Source organism: Halogranum roseipondis (genome assembly GCF_059695585.1).
Genome location: NZ_CM185235.1, coordinates 512,052 through 528,457, shown reverse-complemented (window position 1 = coordinate 528,457; position 16,406 = coordinate 512,052). Strand labels below are relative to the sequence as shown.

At 67.2% G+C, this 16,406-nt stretch carries 20 protein-coding genes; 7 read left to right on the top strand and 13 right to left on the bottom strand.

Going from position 1 to position 16,406, the window contains the following annotated elements:
* The 3 genes from trpA to trpC are packed head-to-tail and all read right to left on the bottom strand — an operon-like array spanning position 1 to position 2,849.
* Entirely contained in the window at positions 1-837 is an 837-nt protein-coding gene (trpA, locus tag EOHIBHHM_RS02890; RefSeq protein ID WP_497254454.1) for a tryptophan synthase subunit alpha, read from the bottom strand.
* Entirely contained in the window at positions 838-2,082 is a 1,245-nt protein-coding gene (trpB, locus tag EOHIBHHM_RS02885) for a tryptophan synthase subunit beta (protein ID WP_497254452.1), read from the bottom strand.
* On the bottom strand, positions 2,079-2,849 hold the full coding sequence (gene trpC / locus EOHIBHHM_RS02880) for an indole-3-glycerol phosphate synthase (RefSeq protein ID WP_497256890.1): 771 nt from the start codon (positions 2,847-2,849) through the stop codon (positions 2,079-2,081). The genes trpB and trpC overlap by 4 nt, the downstream gene beginning before the upstream one ends.
* A gap of 84 nt (positions 2,850-2,933) precedes the next feature.
* Between trpC and EOHIBHHM_RS02875 the strand changes: the two genes are divergently transcribed.
* Positions 2,934-3,386, top strand: a complete 453-nt coding sequence (locus EOHIBHHM_RS02875; protein ID WP_497254450.1) for a methylated-DNA--[protein]-cysteine S-methyltransferase — start codon at positions 2,934-2,936, stop codon at positions 3,384-3,386.
* A 21-nt stretch (positions 3,387-3,407) separates the two neighbouring features.
* Here EOHIBHHM_RS02875 and EOHIBHHM_RS02870 read toward each other — a convergent pair whose 3' ends face one another.
* From EOHIBHHM_RS02870 to lonB, 4 genes are read right to left on the bottom strand one after another with little or no spacing between them, the layout of a single operon-like run.
* Complete coding sequence (locus EOHIBHHM_RS02870; RefSeq protein WP_497254448.1) at positions 3,408-3,749, bottom strand: hypothetical protein; 342 nt, start codon at positions 3,747-3,749, stop codon at positions 3,408-3,410.
* A gap of 44 nt (positions 3,750-3,793) precedes the next feature.
* Positions 3,794-4,186: a hypothetical protein gene (locus EOHIBHHM_RS02865; protein ID WP_497254446.1), complete on the bottom strand. Its 393-nt coding sequence runs from the start codon at positions 4,184-4,186 to the stop codon at positions 3,794-3,796.
* Between the two features lie 31 nt (positions 4,187-4,217).
* Positions 4,218-5,102 carry a CPBP family intramembrane glutamic endopeptidase gene (locus EOHIBHHM_RS02860; RefSeq protein ID WP_497254444.1) on the bottom strand — a complete coding sequence of 295 codons (885 nt, stop codon included), beginning with the start codon at positions 5,100-5,102 and terminating at the stop codon, positions 4,218-4,220.
* Complete coding sequence (lonB, locus tag EOHIBHHM_RS02855) at positions 5,103-7,235, bottom strand: ATP-dependent protease LonB (protein WP_497254442.1); 2,133 nt, start codon at positions 7,233-7,235, stop codon at positions 5,103-5,105.
* A gap of 166 nt (positions 7,236-7,401) precedes the next feature.
* Between lonB and EOHIBHHM_RS02850 the strand changes: the two genes are divergently transcribed.
* The 4 genes from EOHIBHHM_RS02850 to EOHIBHHM_RS02835 are packed head-to-tail and all read left to right on the top strand — an operon-like array spanning position 7,402 to position 9,907.
* A complete protein-coding gene (locus EOHIBHHM_RS02850; RefSeq protein WP_497254440.1) occupies positions 7,402-7,935 on the top strand; it encodes a nicotinamide-nucleotide adenylyltransferase in 534 nt (177 codons plus the stop codon).
* A gap of 6 nt (positions 7,936-7,941) precedes the next feature.
* Entirely contained in the window at positions 7,942-8,733 is a 792-nt protein-coding gene (locus tag EOHIBHHM_RS02845; RefSeq protein ID WP_497254438.1) for an SAM hydrolase/SAM-dependent halogenase family protein, read from the top strand.
* Positions 8,733-9,338, top strand: coding sequence for a trimeric intracellular cation channel family protein (locus tag EOHIBHHM_RS02840; protein WP_497254436.1), 606 nt, complete (start codon positions 8,733-8,735; stop codon positions 9,336-9,338). Before EOHIBHHM_RS02845 ends, EOHIBHHM_RS02840 begins: the two co-directional genes overlap by 1 nt.
* Before the next feature lie 41 nt (positions 9,339-9,379).
* Positions 9,380-9,907, top strand: a complete 528-nt coding sequence (locus EOHIBHHM_RS02835; protein WP_497254434.1) for a 2'-5' RNA ligase family protein — start codon at positions 9,380-9,382, stop codon at positions 9,905-9,907.
* A gap of 99 nt (positions 9,908-10,006) precedes the next feature.
* Here the strand turns inward: EOHIBHHM_RS02835 and thsA are convergent, their stop codons facing one another.
* Complete coding sequence (thsA, locus tag EOHIBHHM_RS02830; protein WP_497256888.1) at positions 10,007-11,566, bottom strand: thermosome subunit alpha; 1,560 nt, start codon at positions 11,564-11,566, stop codon at positions 10,007-10,009.
* A gap of 174 nt (positions 11,567-11,740) precedes the next feature.
* Here thsA and EOHIBHHM_RS02825 point away from each other — a divergent pair, with 174 nt between their 5' ends.
* Positions 11,741-12,568 carry an amidohydrolase family protein gene (locus EOHIBHHM_RS02825; protein ID WP_497254432.1) on the top strand — a complete coding sequence of 276 codons (828 nt, stop codon included), beginning with the start codon at positions 11,741-11,743 and terminating at the stop codon, positions 12,566-12,568.
* 4 nt (positions 12,569-12,572) lie between these two features.
* On the opposite strand, the gene EOHIBHHM_RS02820 is transcribed toward EOHIBHHM_RS02825, so the two are convergent.
* The 3 genes from EOHIBHHM_RS02820 to EOHIBHHM_RS02810 all read right to left on the bottom strand — a co-directional run bounded on the left by EOHIBHHM_RS02820 (position 12,573) and on the right by EOHIBHHM_RS02810 (position 14,256).
* Positions 12,573-13,475 (bottom strand): glycosyltransferase family 2 protein, encoded by a 903-nt coding sequence (locus tag EOHIBHHM_RS02820; protein WP_497254430.1) that lies wholly within the window; start codon positions 13,473-13,475, stop codon positions 12,573-12,575.
* Positions 13,476-13,622: 147 nt separating this feature from the next.
* Positions 13,623-13,895: a winged helix-turn-helix domain-containing protein gene (locus EOHIBHHM_RS02815; protein ID WP_089821606.1), complete on the bottom strand. Its 273-nt coding sequence runs from the start codon at positions 13,893-13,895 to the stop codon at positions 13,623-13,625.
* 196 nt (positions 13,896-14,091) lie between these two features.
* Entirely contained in the window at positions 14,092-14,256 is a 165-nt protein-coding gene (locus tag EOHIBHHM_RS02810) for a hypothetical protein (protein WP_497254428.1), read from the bottom strand.
* A gap of 94 nt (positions 14,257-14,350) precedes the next feature.
* Between EOHIBHHM_RS02810 and EOHIBHHM_RS02805 the strand changes: the two genes are divergently transcribed.
* Positions 14,351-15,058: a class I SAM-dependent methyltransferase gene (locus EOHIBHHM_RS02805; RefSeq protein ID WP_497254426.1), complete on the top strand. Its 708-nt coding sequence runs from the start codon at positions 14,351-14,353 to the stop codon at positions 15,056-15,058.
* Between the two features lie 121 nt (positions 15,059-15,179).
* Here EOHIBHHM_RS02805 and EOHIBHHM_RS02800 read toward each other — a convergent pair whose 3' ends face one another.
* Both EOHIBHHM_RS02800 and EOHIBHHM_RS02795 read right to left on the bottom strand, forming a co-directional pair.
* Positions 15,180-15,575, bottom strand: a complete 396-nt coding sequence (locus EOHIBHHM_RS02800; protein WP_497254424.1) for a TRAM domain-containing protein — start codon at positions 15,573-15,575, stop codon at positions 15,180-15,182.
* 106 nt (positions 15,576-15,681) lie between these two features.
* A complete protein-coding gene (locus EOHIBHHM_RS02795; RefSeq protein ID WP_497254422.1) occupies positions 15,682-16,392 on the bottom strand; it encodes a YkgJ family cysteine cluster protein in 711 nt (236 codons plus the stop codon).
* Between the last annotated feature and the right edge of the window lie 14 nt (positions 16,393-16,406).

Sequence of the window (16,406 nt, the reverse complement as noted above, 5' to 3'; positions counted from 1 at the left end):
TTATTGCCGTTCCGGATGCGGTACACGTTGCTCGGCGCCCCGCAGTGCGCCCTCTTTCAGTTCGCGCGCCTTCGTTTCGAGACGGTCGGCCACCTCGGCGGCGCTGTCGCCGTTCTCGTAGCCTTCAGCGACGATGTCCACGAGCGCGCTGCCGACGATGATGCCGTCCGCGCCGCCGGCGACGATGTTCGCCGCGTGTTCGCCCATCTTGATACCGAAGCCGACTGCCTTCGGGACGTCCCACTGCGAGAGTCGATCGAGACTCTGGCCGGTCTGGTCGGAGACGTCGTCCTGTGCGCCGGTGACGCCGAGACGCGCCTGTACGTAGACGTACCCCGACACCCGGTCCATGATGCGTTCGAGGCGCTCCCCGCGCGTCGTCGGCGCGACGATGAACACGAGGTCGCGGTCGAACTCGTCACACGCCTCACGGAGCGGGTCGGCCTCCTCGGCGGGGAGATCCGGGACGACGAAGCCGTCGATGCCGACTTCGGCGGCCTTCTCGACGAAAGGACGTGGCCCGGGTTCCTCACCGAACTGGTAGATGAGGTTGTAGTACGTCATGCAGACCAGCGGCACGTCGACGTCCGACTCCTCGACGAACTCGAAGAACCGCGTCGGCGTCATCCCGCCCTCCAGCGACCGGACGACCGCCGACTGGATGGTCGGCCCCTCCGCGATCGGTTCGGAGAACGGCAGGCCGAGTTCGATCAGGTCGGCACCGCCGCGTTCGAGCGCCTCGACGTACGCCAGCGAGGACTCGTAGTCCGGGTCGCCGACGGCGAGATAGGGGACGAACGCGGGGCCGTCCGCGAACGCCTCCGAAATTCGGCTCATTCAGAGCCCTCCCTGGAAGGCGTCCATGTCGGGGGCGTTCGGGATGTCGCGCTTGCTGGTCTCTTCGATGACCGACTCGAGGTCCTTGTCGCCGCGGCCGGAGACGTTGACGACGACCCTCTCGCCCAACTGCTCGGACTCCTCGTGGAGATACGCGAAGGCGTGGGCCGTCTCCAACGCCGGGATGACGCCCTCCTCCTGGGAGAGTCGGTGGAACGCCGCCAGCGCCGCGTCGTCGTCGACGTTGACGGGCGTGACGCGTCCCTCGTCGACGAGGTGGGCGAGCTCGGGGCCGACGCCCGCGTAGTCGAGTCCCGAGGAGACGCTGTGGGACTCCATGATCTGCCCGTCGCGGTCCTGCAGGAGTTTCGTGCGAGCGCCGTGGAGCACGCCCTCGTCGCCGGTCGACAGCGACGCGGAGTTGGGGGCGACGCCGGCCTCCTCGTCGACTTCGAGGCTGCTGCCGCCCGCCTCGACGGCGTAGAGGTCGACCCCCTCGTCGTCGACGAAGTTCGCGAACGCGCCCATCGTGTTCGACCCGCCGCCCGCGCAGGCGAGCACCGAGTCCGGCAGACCGCCGAACTGCTTCTCGGACTGTCGGCGCGCCTCTTCGGAGATGACCGCCTGGAAGTCCCGCACCATACTCGGGAACGGGTGGGGTCCGACGACGCTCCCGATGACGTAGTGGGTCGTCTCGACCGTCGTCGCCCAGTCGCGCATCGTCTCGGAGATGGCCTCCTTGAGCGTTCCGCGGCCGACCGTGACGGGGTTCACGTCGGCCCCGTTGATGCGCATCCGGAACACGTTGGGTCGCTGGCGGTTGATGTCGCGCGTGCCCATGTAGATCTCGCAGGGCACGTCGAGGTGGGCGGCCGCCATCGCCGTCGCGGTACCGTGCTGGCCCGCGCCGGTCTCGGCGACGATGCGCTCTTTGCCCATGTACTTCGCGAGCAGCACCTGTCCGAGCGCGTTGTTCAGTTTGTGCGCGCCGCCGTGGACGAGATCCTCGCGCTTCAGGTAGATCTCCCGACCGTAGCGTTCCGAGAGGCGGTCCGCGCGCTGCAGCGGCGTCGGTCGGCCGCCGAAGTCACGCAGCCGCCGTCGGAACTCGTCCATAAAGCCGTCCTCGTTGTTCAGAACGTACCGTTCGTAGGCGTCGTCCAGTTCCTCGATGGCCGGCATCAACGCCTCGGGTACGTACTGTCCGCCGTAGTCGCCGAATTTGCCGTCTGTGTTCGTGCTCATGTCGTCTCCTGTGTCGCGGTGGTCAGGCGTCGGACGTTCTCGGTCACGTCGCCGTCCATGATCGCCGTCCCGACGAGTAGCGCGTCCGCACCGGCCGCGCGCATCCGCCGCACGTCGTCGACGGTCGACACGCCGCTCTCTGCGATGAGTGTCACGTCGTCGGGGACGCCCGTCGCGACCTCCTCGAACGTCGCGAGGTCTACCTCCAACTTGGCGAGGTCGCGGTTATTGATTCCGATGAGGGACGCGTCTGCCGCGAGCGCCGCCTCCAACTCGGCGGCGTCGTGGACCTCCACCAGCGCCTGGAACCCGCGTGACTCGGCCGCCTCGACGAGTCCGGCGAGGTCGTCGACGAACCGGGCGATGAGCAAGACGACGTCCGACGCGACGACGTCGAGTTGGTCCTCGCGCACGACGAAGTCCTTCCGCAGGACGGGGACGTCGACCGCCTCGCGGATCCGGCGGAGGTTCGCCGGCGACCCGCCGAAATGTTCCGGTTCGGTGAGCACCGACAGGGCGGCGGCCCCGCCTTCGACCATCTGCTCGGCCAGTTCGACCGGGTCGTCGTCGCGCGTCCCCTCCGTCGTCGGACTCGTCGGCTTGACCTCCGCGACGATCGGCACGCGACCGTCGGCCTCGACTGCCGCGAAGGCGTCCGGGAGCGACCGCGCGTCGACGGCGAGTCGCTCCGTCCCGCCCTCGCGTTCCCGCGCCGCGGCGAGAATAGAGCGCACCGCCGGCGCGATCTCGTCCTCATTAGCGTTCATCATTGTACACTAGCGCACTCATTTGTACAAAAGGCTTGCGCCACTGGCTCAACTTTCAAGTCCGGGTCGGTCCTCCGAGGTGGTATGGAGGACGCCGGAATCTACGCACGCGAGTTCGACGCGCTGGACACCGTGATCCAGTTGGGTGTGGCAGGCGGGAACGTCATCGACGTCTCGTTCCCCGCGCACGTCGCCGACGACGCCGAGGGCGACCATCCGTTGCTCGACCGCATCGACGACTACCTCGCCGGCGCAGAGGACCACTTCGACGACGTCCCCGTGGCGCTGACGGTGCCGACGGAGCAGCGCCGAGTGCTCGACGCGCTCAGAAAGCTCCCCTACGGCGAGACGGTCTCCGTCGACCGCGTCGCGCGACTGGCGGGGTTCGACGACGGGGACGACGAGGAGATGGCGACGGTGCGGAACGCGCTCCGCGAGAACCCGACACCGATCTTCGTCCCGGACCACCGCGTCGAGGGCGCACGGGGAGCGACGCCGCCAGACGTCGGAAAGCGACTGCGAGCGGTCGAACGCTGAGCGGGTTCTCCCTCTCTCACTTCACCGACTCTTCAGCCGTCCGTACAGATACAGGAGGAGGCCGGCGAGCAACAGCAGGTTCGACGTCGTCTCCGCCGTCGGCCACCCAGTGACGAGCGCGATCGCCTGCGCGACGCCGGAGCCGACGAACGCGACGCCGGTCGTCACGCCCAGCGTCTGTCCGCCGCTGTTGACGAGCACGAGATAGCCGACGACGACGATGGCGACGCTGAAGACGACGTCGACGACCAGCGAGACGAGCGGGTCGCCCGTGGCGATGGAGACGAGCACGAGCAACACGTAGCCGAGGAGGAACGCGCGCAGCAGGTTCTGCTGTCGTTGGGTGATCTCGGAGGCGGCCATACGCATTCTGGGTGCGTGGGGTACTTCACTCCGGCGTCGCTCCCTCAATGACCCGTACTGCGCGACGTCCCGAGCGACTCGACGACTCCTTTCCCGCCCACGACGCCCGCGACGAGTAGTGAGACAACGGCGACGGGCATCAGTGGTCCCTCCGGGTTCGTGTACGCGGCGGCGACCATCGCACACACCGCGACCGTCAGGAATCCGACCGTGAGACGCCGCTCGCGGAGTGCGAGGCGTCGGAGGAACACCCCGTACAACGACCCGAACACGAAGAGGTTGACACCGAACCCGAAGTCAGTAGGCCAGAAGTCAGTACCGACGATTCGGTCGAGGATGGCGAGGCTCCCGAAGAGCACACAACAGCCGAGCCCGACGGCGGCGACGACGTCCGTCGCGTCAAGGTCACGCCGGCCGTCGAACGGGGAGGGGACCATACGTCCGATTCAGCTGGGGTCGTGATAAGCGCTACACCCAGTCGATACCGAGCCCCTCGTGGACTACGAACTCCAGGGCGTTGACGAGGTAGTGCGCGACGACGACGACCAGCAGACTCTCGGTCAGCACGAACGCCGCCGCGAGCACGAACCCCAGCATCCCCGTGACGAGGATTCCGCCCGGCCCCTGCGCACCGTGGCCGAGCGCGAAGGCGACCGAGGAGAGCGCCGCGAGCAGCCACGGCGAGACGCCGAACCCCGCGGCGACGACGCCGACGAGCGCCGCCCGGAACAGCAGTTCCTCGAAGCCAGCGATCACCGGAAGCACGAGAAACAGGAGCACCGCCCATCCGCCCGCAGAGTCGGGTGCGAGCGCCTCGCGCAACTCCTCGGAGTTGCCGACGCCGAGTCGTTCGCCGAAGGCCGCGCCGACTTCGTTGACCGCGTAGAGTCCGACGCCGAGTCCGACGCCGAGCGCCAACGCGAGGAGGCTCACGCCGTCGTCGCCGAGTCCGAGCGCGTCGAGCGGGATCTCGGTGTACCACGCACCGACGACGAGGAACGCGCCGAACAGCCCCTGTGAGAGCGCGACGTTGACGAGCAGCGACGCCGTCGACAGCTCGTAGCCGCCTCCTGCGTGCGGCCCGTGTCGGTAGTGGCGGTCGACGTCGAGCGCCTCCCAGCCACCGTCAGAGTCGCCGGTAAGGGCGTCGACGTCCCTCGTGACGCCACCGTCCGGCGTCGTCCCGTCGGGTCGGTCGCGACGACGGCGCTTCAACGGCCGCTCCGGGTCGAACGCGAGCCGTCGCTCGTCGTTAGAACCGTCAGTAAAAACCGCCTTCGAGGCGTGTGCGAGCAAGAGAAGCAAGCCGAGGACGACGCCCGCGAACCCCGCGAACGCCGCCCAGTTGGTCATCTACTGCGGACTGGGGCTGCTCGGACCCTTGTTGACGCTCTTGCCCTGCTGCTTGTCGAGCGTCGATCCGGTGATGCTCTTGAGGCGGTCGATGAGCGAGTCCTTCTCGGGTTCGCCCTCGAGCGCCACGTCGAGCACCTCGCTGATGTGCGAGACGGGGATGATGTCGACCATCTCCTTGTACTCGTCTTCGATCATGACGTCCTGCATGTTCGCCGCCGGGATGATGACGGTGTCCATGCCGGCCTTCGCGGCCGCCTCGATCTTGTGGGTGACCCCACCGACCGGGAGCACGTCGCCACGAACGGACAGCGACCCGGTCATGGCGATGTTCTGTGCGACCCCGACGTTCTCCAGCGCGCTGATGACGGCGGTCGCCACCGTGACGGAGGCGGAGTCGCCGTCGACGCCCTCGTAGGCCTGGACGAACTGGATGTGGACGTCTTTCTCGCTGAGGTCCTCGTCGGAGAACTTCTTGATGATGGCCGAGACGTTCTGCACCGACTCCTCGGCGATCTCCTGGAGCTTCCCGGTGGCGATGACCTGTCCGGGCCCCTGCGAGGGAGCCACCTCGGCCATCACGGGCATCACGATACCGGAGTCTTCGCCCATGACGGCGAGGCCGTTGACCCGCCCCGTGACGAAGCCGTCGTTGACGGAGAGCTCGTAGTCCTTGCGGCGCTGGATGTAGTCGTCGGCGATCTGCTGTTCGATGCTGCGCGAGCGGCGCTTGGCCTGCAGGACGTGGTCCCGCGTGACCATCTCTGCGCCCTCCGCACGAGCGATGTCGCCGGCGACGCGCACCAGTCCACCGAGGTTCCGGAACTCCAGCGTGAGGTGTCCCTTCCGGCCCGCACGGCGGCGGGCTTCGAGGATGACCTCTTCCATGGCTTCACGGTCGTAGCTCGGGAGGCGACCGTCCTTGGCGACCTCTTGGGCGACGAACCGCGCGTACTTACGCCGCATCTCCGGCGTGTCCTCGATGGTGTCGTCCATGTACACCTCGTACCCGTACCCCTTGATACGGGAGCGGAGCGCGGGGTGCATGTTCTCCATCGCGTCGAGGTTCCCCGCAGCCACCATGACGAAGTCCGTCGGGACCGGTTCCGTCTGGACCATCGCACCCGAGGAGCGCTCGGACTGCCCGGTAATGCCGAACGCGCCCTCCTGAATGGCGGTCATGAGATGCTGCTGGGAGCGGATGTCGAGCGTGTTGATCTCGTCGACGAACAGCACGCCCTTGTTCGCCTTGTGGATCGCGCCGGGTTCGACGCGGTCGTGGCTCGGCGTCTCCATCCCGCCGGACTGGAACGGGTCGTGGCGGACGTCGCCGAGCAGTGCCCCGGCGTGTGCGCCCGTCGCGTCCTCGAACGGCGCCGTCTTCGTGTCGGCGTTGTTGACCAGCAGGTTCGGAATCATCGCGTCGCCGCTGCGAGAGCCGTAGCGGAACGCCAGATAGATGATACCCGCCGCGAGGATGCCGAGCAGGATCTGCCCGGCGATGATGAGCGAGTAGCCGAGGACGACGGCGATGATGATCCACATGAGGAACGAGCGCATCTGGTTGCGCTTGCGCGCCTCCTCTTTGTGGGCCTCGACGATCTGTTCACCCTTGCCGGCCGGCACCGTTCGCACCTTCGGCTGGTTACCGTCGTCGGGGTTGTGGTAGACGAGAACGTCCTGCAGTTCCTCCTTCGGCAGGAGTTCGGCCATCGCCTTCGCGAGCATCGACTTCCCCGTCCCCGGGGAGCCGATCATCATCACGTGACGGCGCTGCTTCGCCGCCTTCATGACGACGTCGCGAGCGTGCTCCTGTCCGATGACCTGGTCGACGAGTCGGTCGGGAACCTCGATCTCGTCCGTCGAGTCGATGAGGAGTCCGCCGAGGAGGTCGTCCTCGTCGACGTTCTCCGCGATGTCGGCGTTGACCTCGACGCTGCTGCCGAGGTCGTCTATCGACCCGCTCTCCGTCCCCTCGGGGTCGGGGTGGTGACCCCGCTCACGGCTGCCGTCCGTCGGCTGGCCCCCGGACGTCGGGACCTGCTCCTGCTCGGGGTCCGACTGCTCGGACCGCTCGGAGTCGTGGGCCCCTTGCTCCGGGTGCCTGTCGTCGTTGTCCATGTCGTTGCTCATAGAACTATGTCGCTGTATAGACCGTAGGGTGCGCGATTGATATACTTTCTCCCCGCGGGTCGGCGCGACGCATCACCGTATCCGGGTTTTGACGCCCGTTACGCCCCGTTTCGGTCGTAATCGCCGACTCGTCGGGTTTATAAATGTTCGGTCGAAACTGAGGGGCATGCGGGGGTTCTACATCGGTCGCTTCCAGCCGTATCACAACGGCCACCACCACATGGTGAAAGAGATCGCAACGGAGGTCGACGAACTCGTTCTCGGCATCGGGAGCGCGGGCGACTCGCACTCGACGCGCAACCCCTTTACCGCCGGCGAGCGCGTCATGATGATCACTAAGTCGGTCGCCGAGTTCGACCTCACCACCTACGTGGTCCCCATCGAGGACCTCGACCGGAACTCCGTCTGGGTGAGCCACGTCCAGAGCATGTCGCCGAAGTTCGACGTCGCCTACTCGAACAACCCGCTCGTCATCCAACTGTTCAACGAGGCCGGCGTCGAGGTCCGCCAGTCGCCGATGTTCCGCCGCGAGGTGCTCGAAGGCACCGAACTCCGCCAGCGGATGATCGACGACGAGGACTGGCGGCATCTCGTCCCCGACCCCGCGGTCGACGTCGTCGACGAGATCGACGGCATCGAGCGCATCCAGAAGGTCAGCGACAGCGACTCCAACGGCACCCCCAACGCCCACTCCGAGTAACCGACGATGCTCACGCTCGCCTCCGACTTCGGGAGTCCCTACCCGGCCGCGATGAAAGGTGTCCTCCTCGACCGCCTCGGCGACGTGACGCTGGTCGACGTCGCCCACGACTTCCCGCGACAGGACGTCCGCGCCGCCGCCTTCTGGCTCCGAGAGACGCTCCCCTACTTCCCGCCCGCCGTCCACCTCGCCGTCGTCGACCCCGGCGTCGGCACCGACCGCGCGGCGCTCGCCGTCCGCGTCGGTGACCACGCGCTCGTCGGCCCCGACAACGGGCTGCTCCTGCCGCCGGCGAGACGACTCGCAGCGCGGCAGGAAGCGACACTCGAGGTGTTCGACGTCGCCTACGACGACCCCGACTCACGCACCTTCCACGGGCGCGACGTCTTCGCCCCCGCCGCGGCCGACGTCCACGCGGTCGGCGTCGACGCGCTCGACGGGATCGACCGCCTCACACCCCTCGGCGACGGCGACTACGTCGATCTCACGTTCCCCGAGGCGACGGTCGAGCGATCCGGAAGCGACGGCAGAGCGACCGTCGCCACCGGCGAGGTGCTCGTCGTCGACGACTTCGGCAACGCCATCACCAACGTCCCCGGCGACGTCCTCGCCGACTGCGACGAGGCGACCGTGAGCGGCGAGCGCGTCCCCGTCGGCGACTCCTTCGCCGCCGTCCCCGAGGGTGACCGACTGCTCACCGTCGGCAGCCACGGCTACGTCGAGTGCGACGTGAACCAGGGACGCGGCGACGAGGCGTTCGGACTCGCCACTGGCGACCCGGTCCACCTCGAGTTCTGATGGACGCCTTCGAGTTGATGAACGTCGTCGGTCTCGTCGCGTTCGCGATGGTCGGATCGCTGAAGGCCGCCGACGCCGACCTCGATCTCTTCGGCGTCACAGTTCTGGGTGTCCTCACCGCTCTCGGCGGCGGAACGATGCGCGACGTGCTCGTCGGTCGGACGCCCGCCTCGCTGCAGTCCGTCGGCGAGATGAGCGTCGCGTTCGTCGGCGTCGGACTCGCCGTCGTCCTCACGCGGGCGATCCCCGACCGACTGCGCGACCACCCGGCCGTCCTCCTCCCCGACGCGGTCGGACTCGCCGCCTTCGCCGCGACGGGGGCGCTCGTGGGGTCGCAGGCCGGACTCTCACCCTACGGCGTCGTCATCCTCGCCACGTTGACCGCCGTCGGTGGCGGAAGTCTCGCCGATCTGCTGCTCACGCGCGTCCCCGTCGTCCTGCGCGAGGACTTCTACGCGACGCCGGCGCTCGTCGGCGGTGTCGTCTTCTGGCTACTGCTTCGGCTGGGCGTGACGGGCGACACGGCCGCACTCGTCTGTGCCGGACTCGTGTTCTCGGTTCGCGTGCTCGCGCTCCGCTACGAGTGGGAGCTGCCGCGCGTCTGAGCGTTCACAACAGATTTGACAGACGCCCGTGAGTTCCGACCGTGAGCATCATCGTCGGCCCCACGCTCCCCGAACCGCACTACAGCACCGTGAAGGAGGTCTGGGCGAAGCTCGACGCCGAGTTCGGCTTCGGCAGCATGGTCAACCCGTTTCCGCACTTCACGCTCTACGGCCTCGACGACGCCGACCTCGACGCCGTCGAACGAGTCGTCGCGGCCGTCGCTGCGAACCACGAGCCGTTCTCCGTCCGTACCGACGGCCTCGGCGTCTTTCCGGGCAACCACGTCTACGTCCCGGTGACTCACTCCCGGGCGTTGGGCGAGCTCCACCACGAGATGGTCGCCGAACTCCGTGCGCTCGGTGAGCCGCTGATGCCGTTCTACGAACCCGGGAGCTGGTTTCCGCACGTCGGACTCGCTCTCGGCGTCGACGACGAGCAGGTTGGCGAGGTCGTGTCGTTCCTCCTCGACTACGACTTCGCGTGGGAGTTCACCATCGACAACGTGGAGGTCGAGTACTTGAGTGACGAGGCGAGTCAGTTCGAGCGCGTCGCGTCGGTCGAACTCTGAACGGTTGCGCGCGGCGTCGGACTGTCGTCCCTGTTCGCCGAACTGACGGAACAGAAACCTCAAAAAACCCAAAGAGCTCGATTCGACTCGACTTCGACCTTACTCCGCCGCGATGACGTCGTCGATGCGGACGATCATCGTCGCGGCTTCGGTCGCAGACTCGACCGCCTCACGCTTCACTGCGGCGGGGTCGATGATGCCGTACTCCACGGGGTCGGCGATCTCGCCGGTGCGACCCGTCGAGATGATGCCGGCGCGGCCCTCCTTGTCGAACATGGCGCGGAGGTCGACGATGGCGTCGATGGGGTCCATCCCGCAGTTCTCGGCGAGCGTGCGGGGCAGCGAGTCGACCGCGTCGGCGAACGCCTCGACGGCGAGCTGCTTGCGCCCCTCGATACCCGCGGCCTCGGCGCGGATGTGGTCCGAGATGGCGACCTCGGTGCAGCCGGCACCGGGGACGACGCCACCCTTGTCGAGCGCGGCGATGACGACGTCGACGGCGTCGTTCATCGCGCGTTCGAGTTCGTCGACGACGTGTTCGGTGCCGCCGCGGAGGAACAGCGTCACGGACTTCGCCGCGTCGCCGCCCTCGATGAAGGTGAGTTCGTCGTCGCCGAACTTCTCGACGTGAACCGTGTCGACGTGGCCGAAGTCCGACTCGTCGACGTCGCCGAGCGAGCCGAGACGCTTCGCGCCGGTCGCGCGGGCCAGCGCCTTCGCGTCCTTCGACTTGACGTTCTTGAACGCGAGGATGCCCGCGTCCGCGAGGTAGCCCGCGACGCGGTCGTCGATCTTCTTCGTGCAGAAGACGACGTCGACGCCGGCCTCGGAGAGCGTCTTCGCGTAGCCGCGGAGCTCTCGGTCTTCGGCCTCGATGGCGGCGTTGAGCTGGTCGACGGAGGTGATGTTGTACTCCGCCTTCGACTCTCCCTTACGAACTTCGAGCTTCATGTCGAGGACGGCGACGGTCGCGTCTTCGACGCGCTTGGGCATGTTGTCGTTCGCGCGCTCCTTGTCGATGACGACGCCCTCGACGAACTCCGTCGCCGACGAGGAGGCCCCCGTGCGGGTGAGCACGCGGATGTTGTCGCGGTCGATCTTCTCGCCGTCGGCGACGTGGCGGACCGCCTCGACGACGAGCTTCGCGAGGGCGTCGGCGGTGACGTCGCCGGTCCCCTTGCCGGTCATCGAGGATTCGGCGACCTGCTGGAGCGTCTCGTCGTCGCCGAGGTCGAGATCGAGCACCATCCCGTCGATGGCCTCCTGTGCGAGACGGGCACCCTCGTGGTACCCCTCGACGACGACCGTCGGGTGGAGATCGGCGTCCAAGAGATCCTCCGCCTGCGCGAGCAACTCGCCCGTGAGGACGGCGGCCGTCGTCGTCCCGTCACCGACCTCCTCCTCCTGCGTCTGGGCGACTTCGACGATCATCTGTGCGGCGGGGTGCTCGATGTCCATCTCCTCGAGGATGGTCGCGCCGTCGTTCGTGATGACGACGGTGCCCGAGGAGTCGACGAGCATCTTGTCCATCCCTCGCGGACCGAGTGTGGTCCGTACCGCGTTGGCGACGGCCTTTCCGGCGCGGATGTTGGAGTCTTGGGCGGCCTGCCCGCGGGTCCGCTGGCTCCCTTCCGAGAGAATGAACATCGGTTGCTGCATGCGACTTGCCATGATGAGTAAACCTCAGCAGTCCCATGGTTAGCGGTTCTATATATACGTTTCTATCCGGACCGAAGGAATCGCACGACAGCGTCGGGGTACACTGCGAGCTGCTGGCACACCTCCCACATCGGTATCGACAGGAACATAACGGACGATACGGAGATGTGGACGATGCTGGAGTTGGAACACGGCTTTCGAGTCGTGGACGTGAACGCACGGCTCGATCCGGACTCGGGTGCGGTCGCCACCCGAGGACGCGAGATCACCCCCGAGCGCCTCGAACGCGAGATGCACCAGGCGGGCGTCGTCCGGTCGGTCGTCGCACCCAGCGTACGCCCCCGTTCGGAGGGGTATCTCCGCGCGAACAACGCCGTCGCGCGACTGAGCGTCGACCGGCCGTTCCTCGCGTTCGCTCGCCTCAACGGGGTTCGCGACGTCGCCAGCGGCGCGGCCTCCCGTCTCCGCAACCTCACGGCCGCCCGGAAGGAGCACCACGTCTCGCCGGAAGACGTCGAACAGTACGCCTACGACGGCCGGTTCCACGGGTTCGTGCTCGACCCCGCCCGCGACGGACTCCCCGACGACGCGGTGCTCGACCGACTCGACGACGTCGACCTCCCCGTCCTCGTCTACGCGGGCGAGGCGTTCCCTCCGAGCGCCGTCGCCGACCACCTGCTGGACCGCTCCTTCCCGGTCGTCCTGACGAGTTTCGGCGGCTTCCCCCTCAACCGCGAGTTGATGGGCGCGGCGATCGACCTGCTCGACGACGAGGACGGTCTCTATCTGGAGACGAGTTTCGTGCGCTACCGTGCCGTGCTGGAACGCGCACTCAGAGAACATCCCGACCGCGTGCTGTTCGGCAGCGGCGCACCCGAGACACACCCGGACGTCGGCGTGATGGAGCTGTTGACGCTCGACGTCTCGGAGGACGCGATGCGACGTGCCTTCTCGAAGAACCCCTCACGCGTCGTTCCCGAACTCGGTCCCGGCGGCGACTGAACCCTCACCGCCAGTCGTACCGTGCGACCGCCCGGTCGGCGCGCTTCGACAGCCCGTGAGGGTTGCGTGACCGGTCCCGGTCGCGTGCGCGGGCGACCAGTCCGTCGGAGGTGCCCGTCGAGATACCGCCGACGACGTCGCGGCCGTTACCGAACCACCCCGTCGGTGTCCCCTCGCCGCCGACGACGTCGCGGGCGGCCGAGGCGGCGTCGCCGACGGCGTGAGCGAGCGTCCGACGGACGACCGTCGGACGGAGTCCGTAGTTCTTCACCAGTCGGTAGGCGAGTGCGCGGTACTTCCACCGCCAGTCGCGCTGCTCGACGCCGCCGTCGGCCTCGTACTCCCGGCGGACGCACATCTCCGGCGTCCAACTGACGTCGGCGTCGAGTCCACCGAGTCGGTGGGCAGTGTCGCGTGCGCCGCCGGTCTCGAGATACTCGTCGAAGCCGTCGAGGTCGTGGAGCGTCCGGCGGCGAAAAGCGACGTTCCGGCCGTTGAAGTAGGTGACGTGACGGTTCGCGATGTCACGCTCTTCGGCCTCCTCGGTCGTCATCCCCCCCTGCAGCGTCTGGTGCGTCGGGCCGGTGACGACGTGGGCGTCCTCCAGGCCCCTACGGAGCGCGTCGAACCAGGACTCCTCGACGACGAGATCCTGCCCGAGGAAGGCGACGCCGTCCCCGTCGGCTACTTCGATGCCCGCGTTCCGAGCGACGTTGAGTGTCCGCGCCGAGATCTCGACGAGCACGTCGACGTCGTCGCGTTCGCGAACCATCCCGGTCGTCCCGTCCGCGGAGGGACCGTTGACGACGATCACCTCCGCGTCCGGTGCGTGCGCTGCCAGCGAGTCGAGGCTGGCGGCCAGCTGGTCCCGCCCGTTCAAGGTCGGGACGACGACCGAGACGTCCATACCAGCCATCAGTACGACACGACACTTAAAGTGACGCATCTCGCGGAGACGAGGTCGGAAGGAAGTGGGTGCAGCCGGAGACGGCTTGGTCAGGTGTCTCCGGCCTGTCGTGGGTCGTGTCGACCCGTCAGCTGTCCGTTCGGGTCGTCAGCAGTTCAGGTAGTACACCTGCTTGCGTGCGTCCTTGAAGCTGTAACGCGACCCGACGAGGTCCGAGTCCTCGAGCCGGTTCAGCGCGTAGCGGACCGTCCGGTCGGGGAGGAGCGACTCCTCGGCGAGCTGGCCCTGCGAGAGCGGTGCGTCGCTCTCGAGGACTTTGGCGACGAGTTTCGCACTGGGCGGCAGTTCGCGGAGACGGTCGCGGAACTCGGTCTCCGAGAGCAGGTCTTCGCTGCTGGCTTCTGCGGTACTGGTGCTCATACTACACGGTCGGACGTCGCCAGTGGTAAAGGTTGGCTACATATAGAACAAAAGCCTTGACACACCTTAAGGTCCTAATATCTATGGGGTAGTCGTATCGCAGTCTCGCGGTTTTTCCGGTCCCGAGCGATTGTTCGTTCGGGTTCTCGCCCGGTCTCGCGGAGGGTTCGTTCCAGTGAGATACCGATGGGTGCAACTACGCGTCCCGCAGGCGGTCGACCTCGGGGCGGTCGCCGTGACGGCGGTACCGTCCCATCAGACACTCGCACGTCGGACAGTGGACGAGCAGGACGCCTCGGTGGTCGTGACGGACGAGTTCGTCGACCTCGTGGTCGCTCTCGCAGCGATGACAGACTGGCATACGGGGACTATGGTATCGAGTGACAAAGCTCTTCCACCGAGCGACGACCGCATCCAATACGACTTTACAGTTCGGGTGAGCAGTCACGAGTAGTGTGAAAGGGAAGGAGTGGTACCAGGCCGACGAAGTGGCCCAGGAGTACGACGCCAAGCGGTTCTCCGACGGCGGCCGACTCATCGACCGGCGCGAGAAGGAGGCGGTGCTGGAGGCGCTCGGTCCCGTCGAGGGGAAGGACGTTCTCGAGATCGCCTGCGGCACCGGTCGGTTCACCGTCATGCTCGCAGAGCGCGGTGCGAACATCGTCGGACTCGACATCTCTTCGGCCATGATGGCACAGGGTCGTCAGAAAGCCAAGAGCGCCGGCGTCGACGGACTCGTCGAGTTCATGCGCGGCGACGCCGCCCGCTTGCCGTTTCCGGACGACCACTTCGACGCGGTGTTCGCCATGCGGTTCTTCCATCTGGCGGACACGCCGGCGAAGTTCCTCGCGGAGATGTGTCGCGTCTCGAAGGACCAGGTGTTCTTCGACACGTTCAACCGGTACAGCACGCGGAGCGTCTACACGTGGCTCCTCCCGATGGGGTCGCGACTCTACTCGCGGGTCGAAGTCGAGAACCTGCTCTACGGTGCGGGGCTGGAACTCGTCTCGGACGCCCACGACTTCGTCCTCCCGTTCGGCTTCTACCGGGAGATCCCCAACGAGGTCGCCGGCCGGGTCCGAGAGCTGGACACGAAGCTCCGTGGCAGCGGTCTCGGCGAGAAACTCGCCTCGGTGTCGTACTGGAACGCCCAGGTTCGGTGAGCGGGAGCGCGAGTCACCCGCTCACCGGGGTTCTCGTCTCGTTCGGAGACTCTTCTCCGTGTGAGAATCGACTGTCGCTCGTCGGGGATCACTGGTCCCCCGGCGGACGACGACAACCCCCTCAGAAGTCGTCTTCGATGATCTCGCCGACCGCGAAGTTCGACTTCACTTCCGTGATCTCGACTTTCACCCGCTCGCCGATCTCCGCGTCGGGGACGATGATGACGTAGCCACGCTCGACGCGTGCGATGCCGTCGCCCTGTTTGCCGATGTCCTCGATCTCGACGTACCGGAGTTCGCCAGTCTCGACCGGCGGCTGCGGTTCGCTGGACGTCCGGGTCTCACCACCCTCGGACTCGACCGTCTCCTCGCGGGAGATGAGCGCGACCCGGTAGATCTCGTCGACGTCGACGGAACCGGTCTCGATCTCGCGGCGGGGGACCTCGACGATGTATTTGTCGTCTTCCTCGCGAACTTCGGCATTGAACAGACACAGGAGCTTATCTGAGATTTCCAAGGTGTAGACCTCCAGTTCGACTGTGCAGTGGGTCGCCGGCGTTAAAGAGGTACCGCCGGCCCGTTCGACGCTCTCGTGGGTCGGTTCTGGCCGCGTCGTCGCCCGGCTACCGCGGCGTCCCGTCGCGCCGCTTCGCCCCCTCGGAGTCGTGGACGACGACCTCGCCGTCGGCCTCGACCGGCCGGTAGCTGTCGCGAACGCCGATGGCCTCCTCCAACTCGCGGACGGCACGCTCTTTCAAGGCTCCTGCGAGCTCCTCGGCCGCTTCGCGGGAGATGTCGCGGCCGAGCCCCTCACACTCGTGGGCGTGGAGCATCCCCTCCTCGTCGCCGGTTTCACCGGCTACCCGTTGCGCTGGCAGCGCAACGCTCTCCACCGCCTCGCCCATCGGTTGGCTCGTCCCGCCGAGGGCGACGCTGAACGGGTAGGTCTCACAGATGAGCGGGCGGTCGTCGTGGACCTGACACGCCCCCTTCCCCTCGTCGTCTTCGGTGTAGAAGGTACAGTCGCCGCAGGCGCCCGTCTGGAGCGCCCACTCGAACGTCTCCCCCTCGGGGCCGTCCTCACCGTCGACGAGACCGTAGGGCATCGGACGGGCGACGTCCCGCCACTCCCGACCCGTCGCCTCCTCCAACTCCCGCACCTCGTCGGGAAAGACGGTCGCCGTGTGCGGCTCTCGCTCGCCGTCCTCGCCGTCGTATCCCTTACAGCAGGCTCCACAGCGCGTGCACTCGAAGCCGATCGTCTCGATGGCGTCTGCCAACGCCGAGACGTCGAGCGCTCGCGCCCTGCGGAGTTCGGCTTCGAGCGTCTCCATGGCTGGTCGTCGGC

What these genes read in the sequence shown, in the direction of transcription:
- trpA (WP_497254454.1), bottom strand. Translation starts at nt 837, where the DNA reads ATGAGCCGAATTTCGGAGGCGTTCGCGGACGGCCCCGCGTTCGTCCCC.
- trpB (WP_497254452.1), bottom strand. Translation starts at nt 2,082, where the DNA reads ATGAGCACGAACACAGACGGCAAATTCGGCGACTACGGCGGACAGTAC.
- trpC (WP_497256890.1), bottom strand. Translation starts at nt 2,849, where the DNA reads ATGAACGCTAATGAGGACGAGATCGCGCCGGCGGTGCGCTCTATTCTC.
- EOHIBHHM_RS02875 (WP_497254450.1), top strand. Translation starts at nt 2,934, where the DNA reads ATGGAGGACGCCGGAATCTACGCACGCGAGTTCGACGCGCTGGACACC.
- EOHIBHHM_RS02870 (WP_497254448.1), bottom strand. Translation starts at nt 3,749, where the DNA reads ATGGCCGCCTCCGAGATCACCCAACGACAGCAGAACCTGCTGCGCGCG.
- EOHIBHHM_RS02865 (WP_497254446.1), bottom strand. Translation starts at nt 4,186, where the DNA reads ATGGTCCCCTCCCCGTTCGACGGCCGGCGTGACCTTGACGCGACGGAC.
- EOHIBHHM_RS02860 (WP_497254444.1), bottom strand. Translation starts at nt 5,102, where the DNA reads ATGACCAACTGGGCGGCGTTCGCGGGGTTCGCGGGCGTCGTCCTCGGC.
- lonB (WP_497254442.1), bottom strand. Translation starts at nt 7,235, where the DNA reads ATGAGCAACGACATGGACAACGACGACAGGCACCCGGAGCAAGGGGCC.
- EOHIBHHM_RS02850 (WP_497254440.1), top strand. Translation starts at nt 7,402, where the DNA reads ATGCGGGGGTTCTACATCGGTCGCTTCCAGCCGTATCACAACGGCCAC.
- EOHIBHHM_RS02845 (WP_497254438.1), top strand. Translation starts at nt 7,942, where the DNA reads ATGCTCACGCTCGCCTCCGACTTCGGGAGTCCCTACCCGGCCGCGATG.
- EOHIBHHM_RS02840 (WP_497254436.1), top strand. Translation starts at nt 8,733, where the DNA reads ATGGACGCCTTCGAGTTGATGAACGTCGTCGGTCTCGTCGCGTTCGCG.
- thsA (WP_497256888.1), bottom strand. Translation starts at nt 11,566, where the DNA reads ATGCAGCAACCGATGTTCATTCTCTCGGAAGGGAGCCAGCGGACCCGC.
- EOHIBHHM_RS02825 (WP_497254432.1), top strand. Translation starts at nt 11,741, where the DNA reads ATGCTGGAGTTGGAACACGGCTTTCGAGTCGTGGACGTGAACGCACGG.
- EOHIBHHM_RS02820 (WP_497254430.1), bottom strand. Translation starts at nt 13,475, where the DNA reads ATGGACGTCTCGGTCGTCGTCCCGACCTTGAACGGGCGGGACCAGCTG.
- EOHIBHHM_RS02815 (WP_089821606.1), bottom strand. Translation starts at nt 13,895, where the DNA reads ATGAGCACCAGTACCGCAGAAGCCAGCAGCGAAGACCTGCTCTCGGAG.
- EOHIBHHM_RS02810 (WP_497254428.1), bottom strand. Translation starts at nt 14,256, where the DNA reads ATGCCAGTCTGTCATCGCTGCGAGAGCGACCACGAGGTCGACGAACTC.
- EOHIBHHM_RS02795 (WP_497254422.1), bottom strand. Translation starts at nt 16,392, where the DNA reads ATGGAGACGCTCGAAGCCGAACTCCGCAGGGCGCGAGCGCTCGACGTC.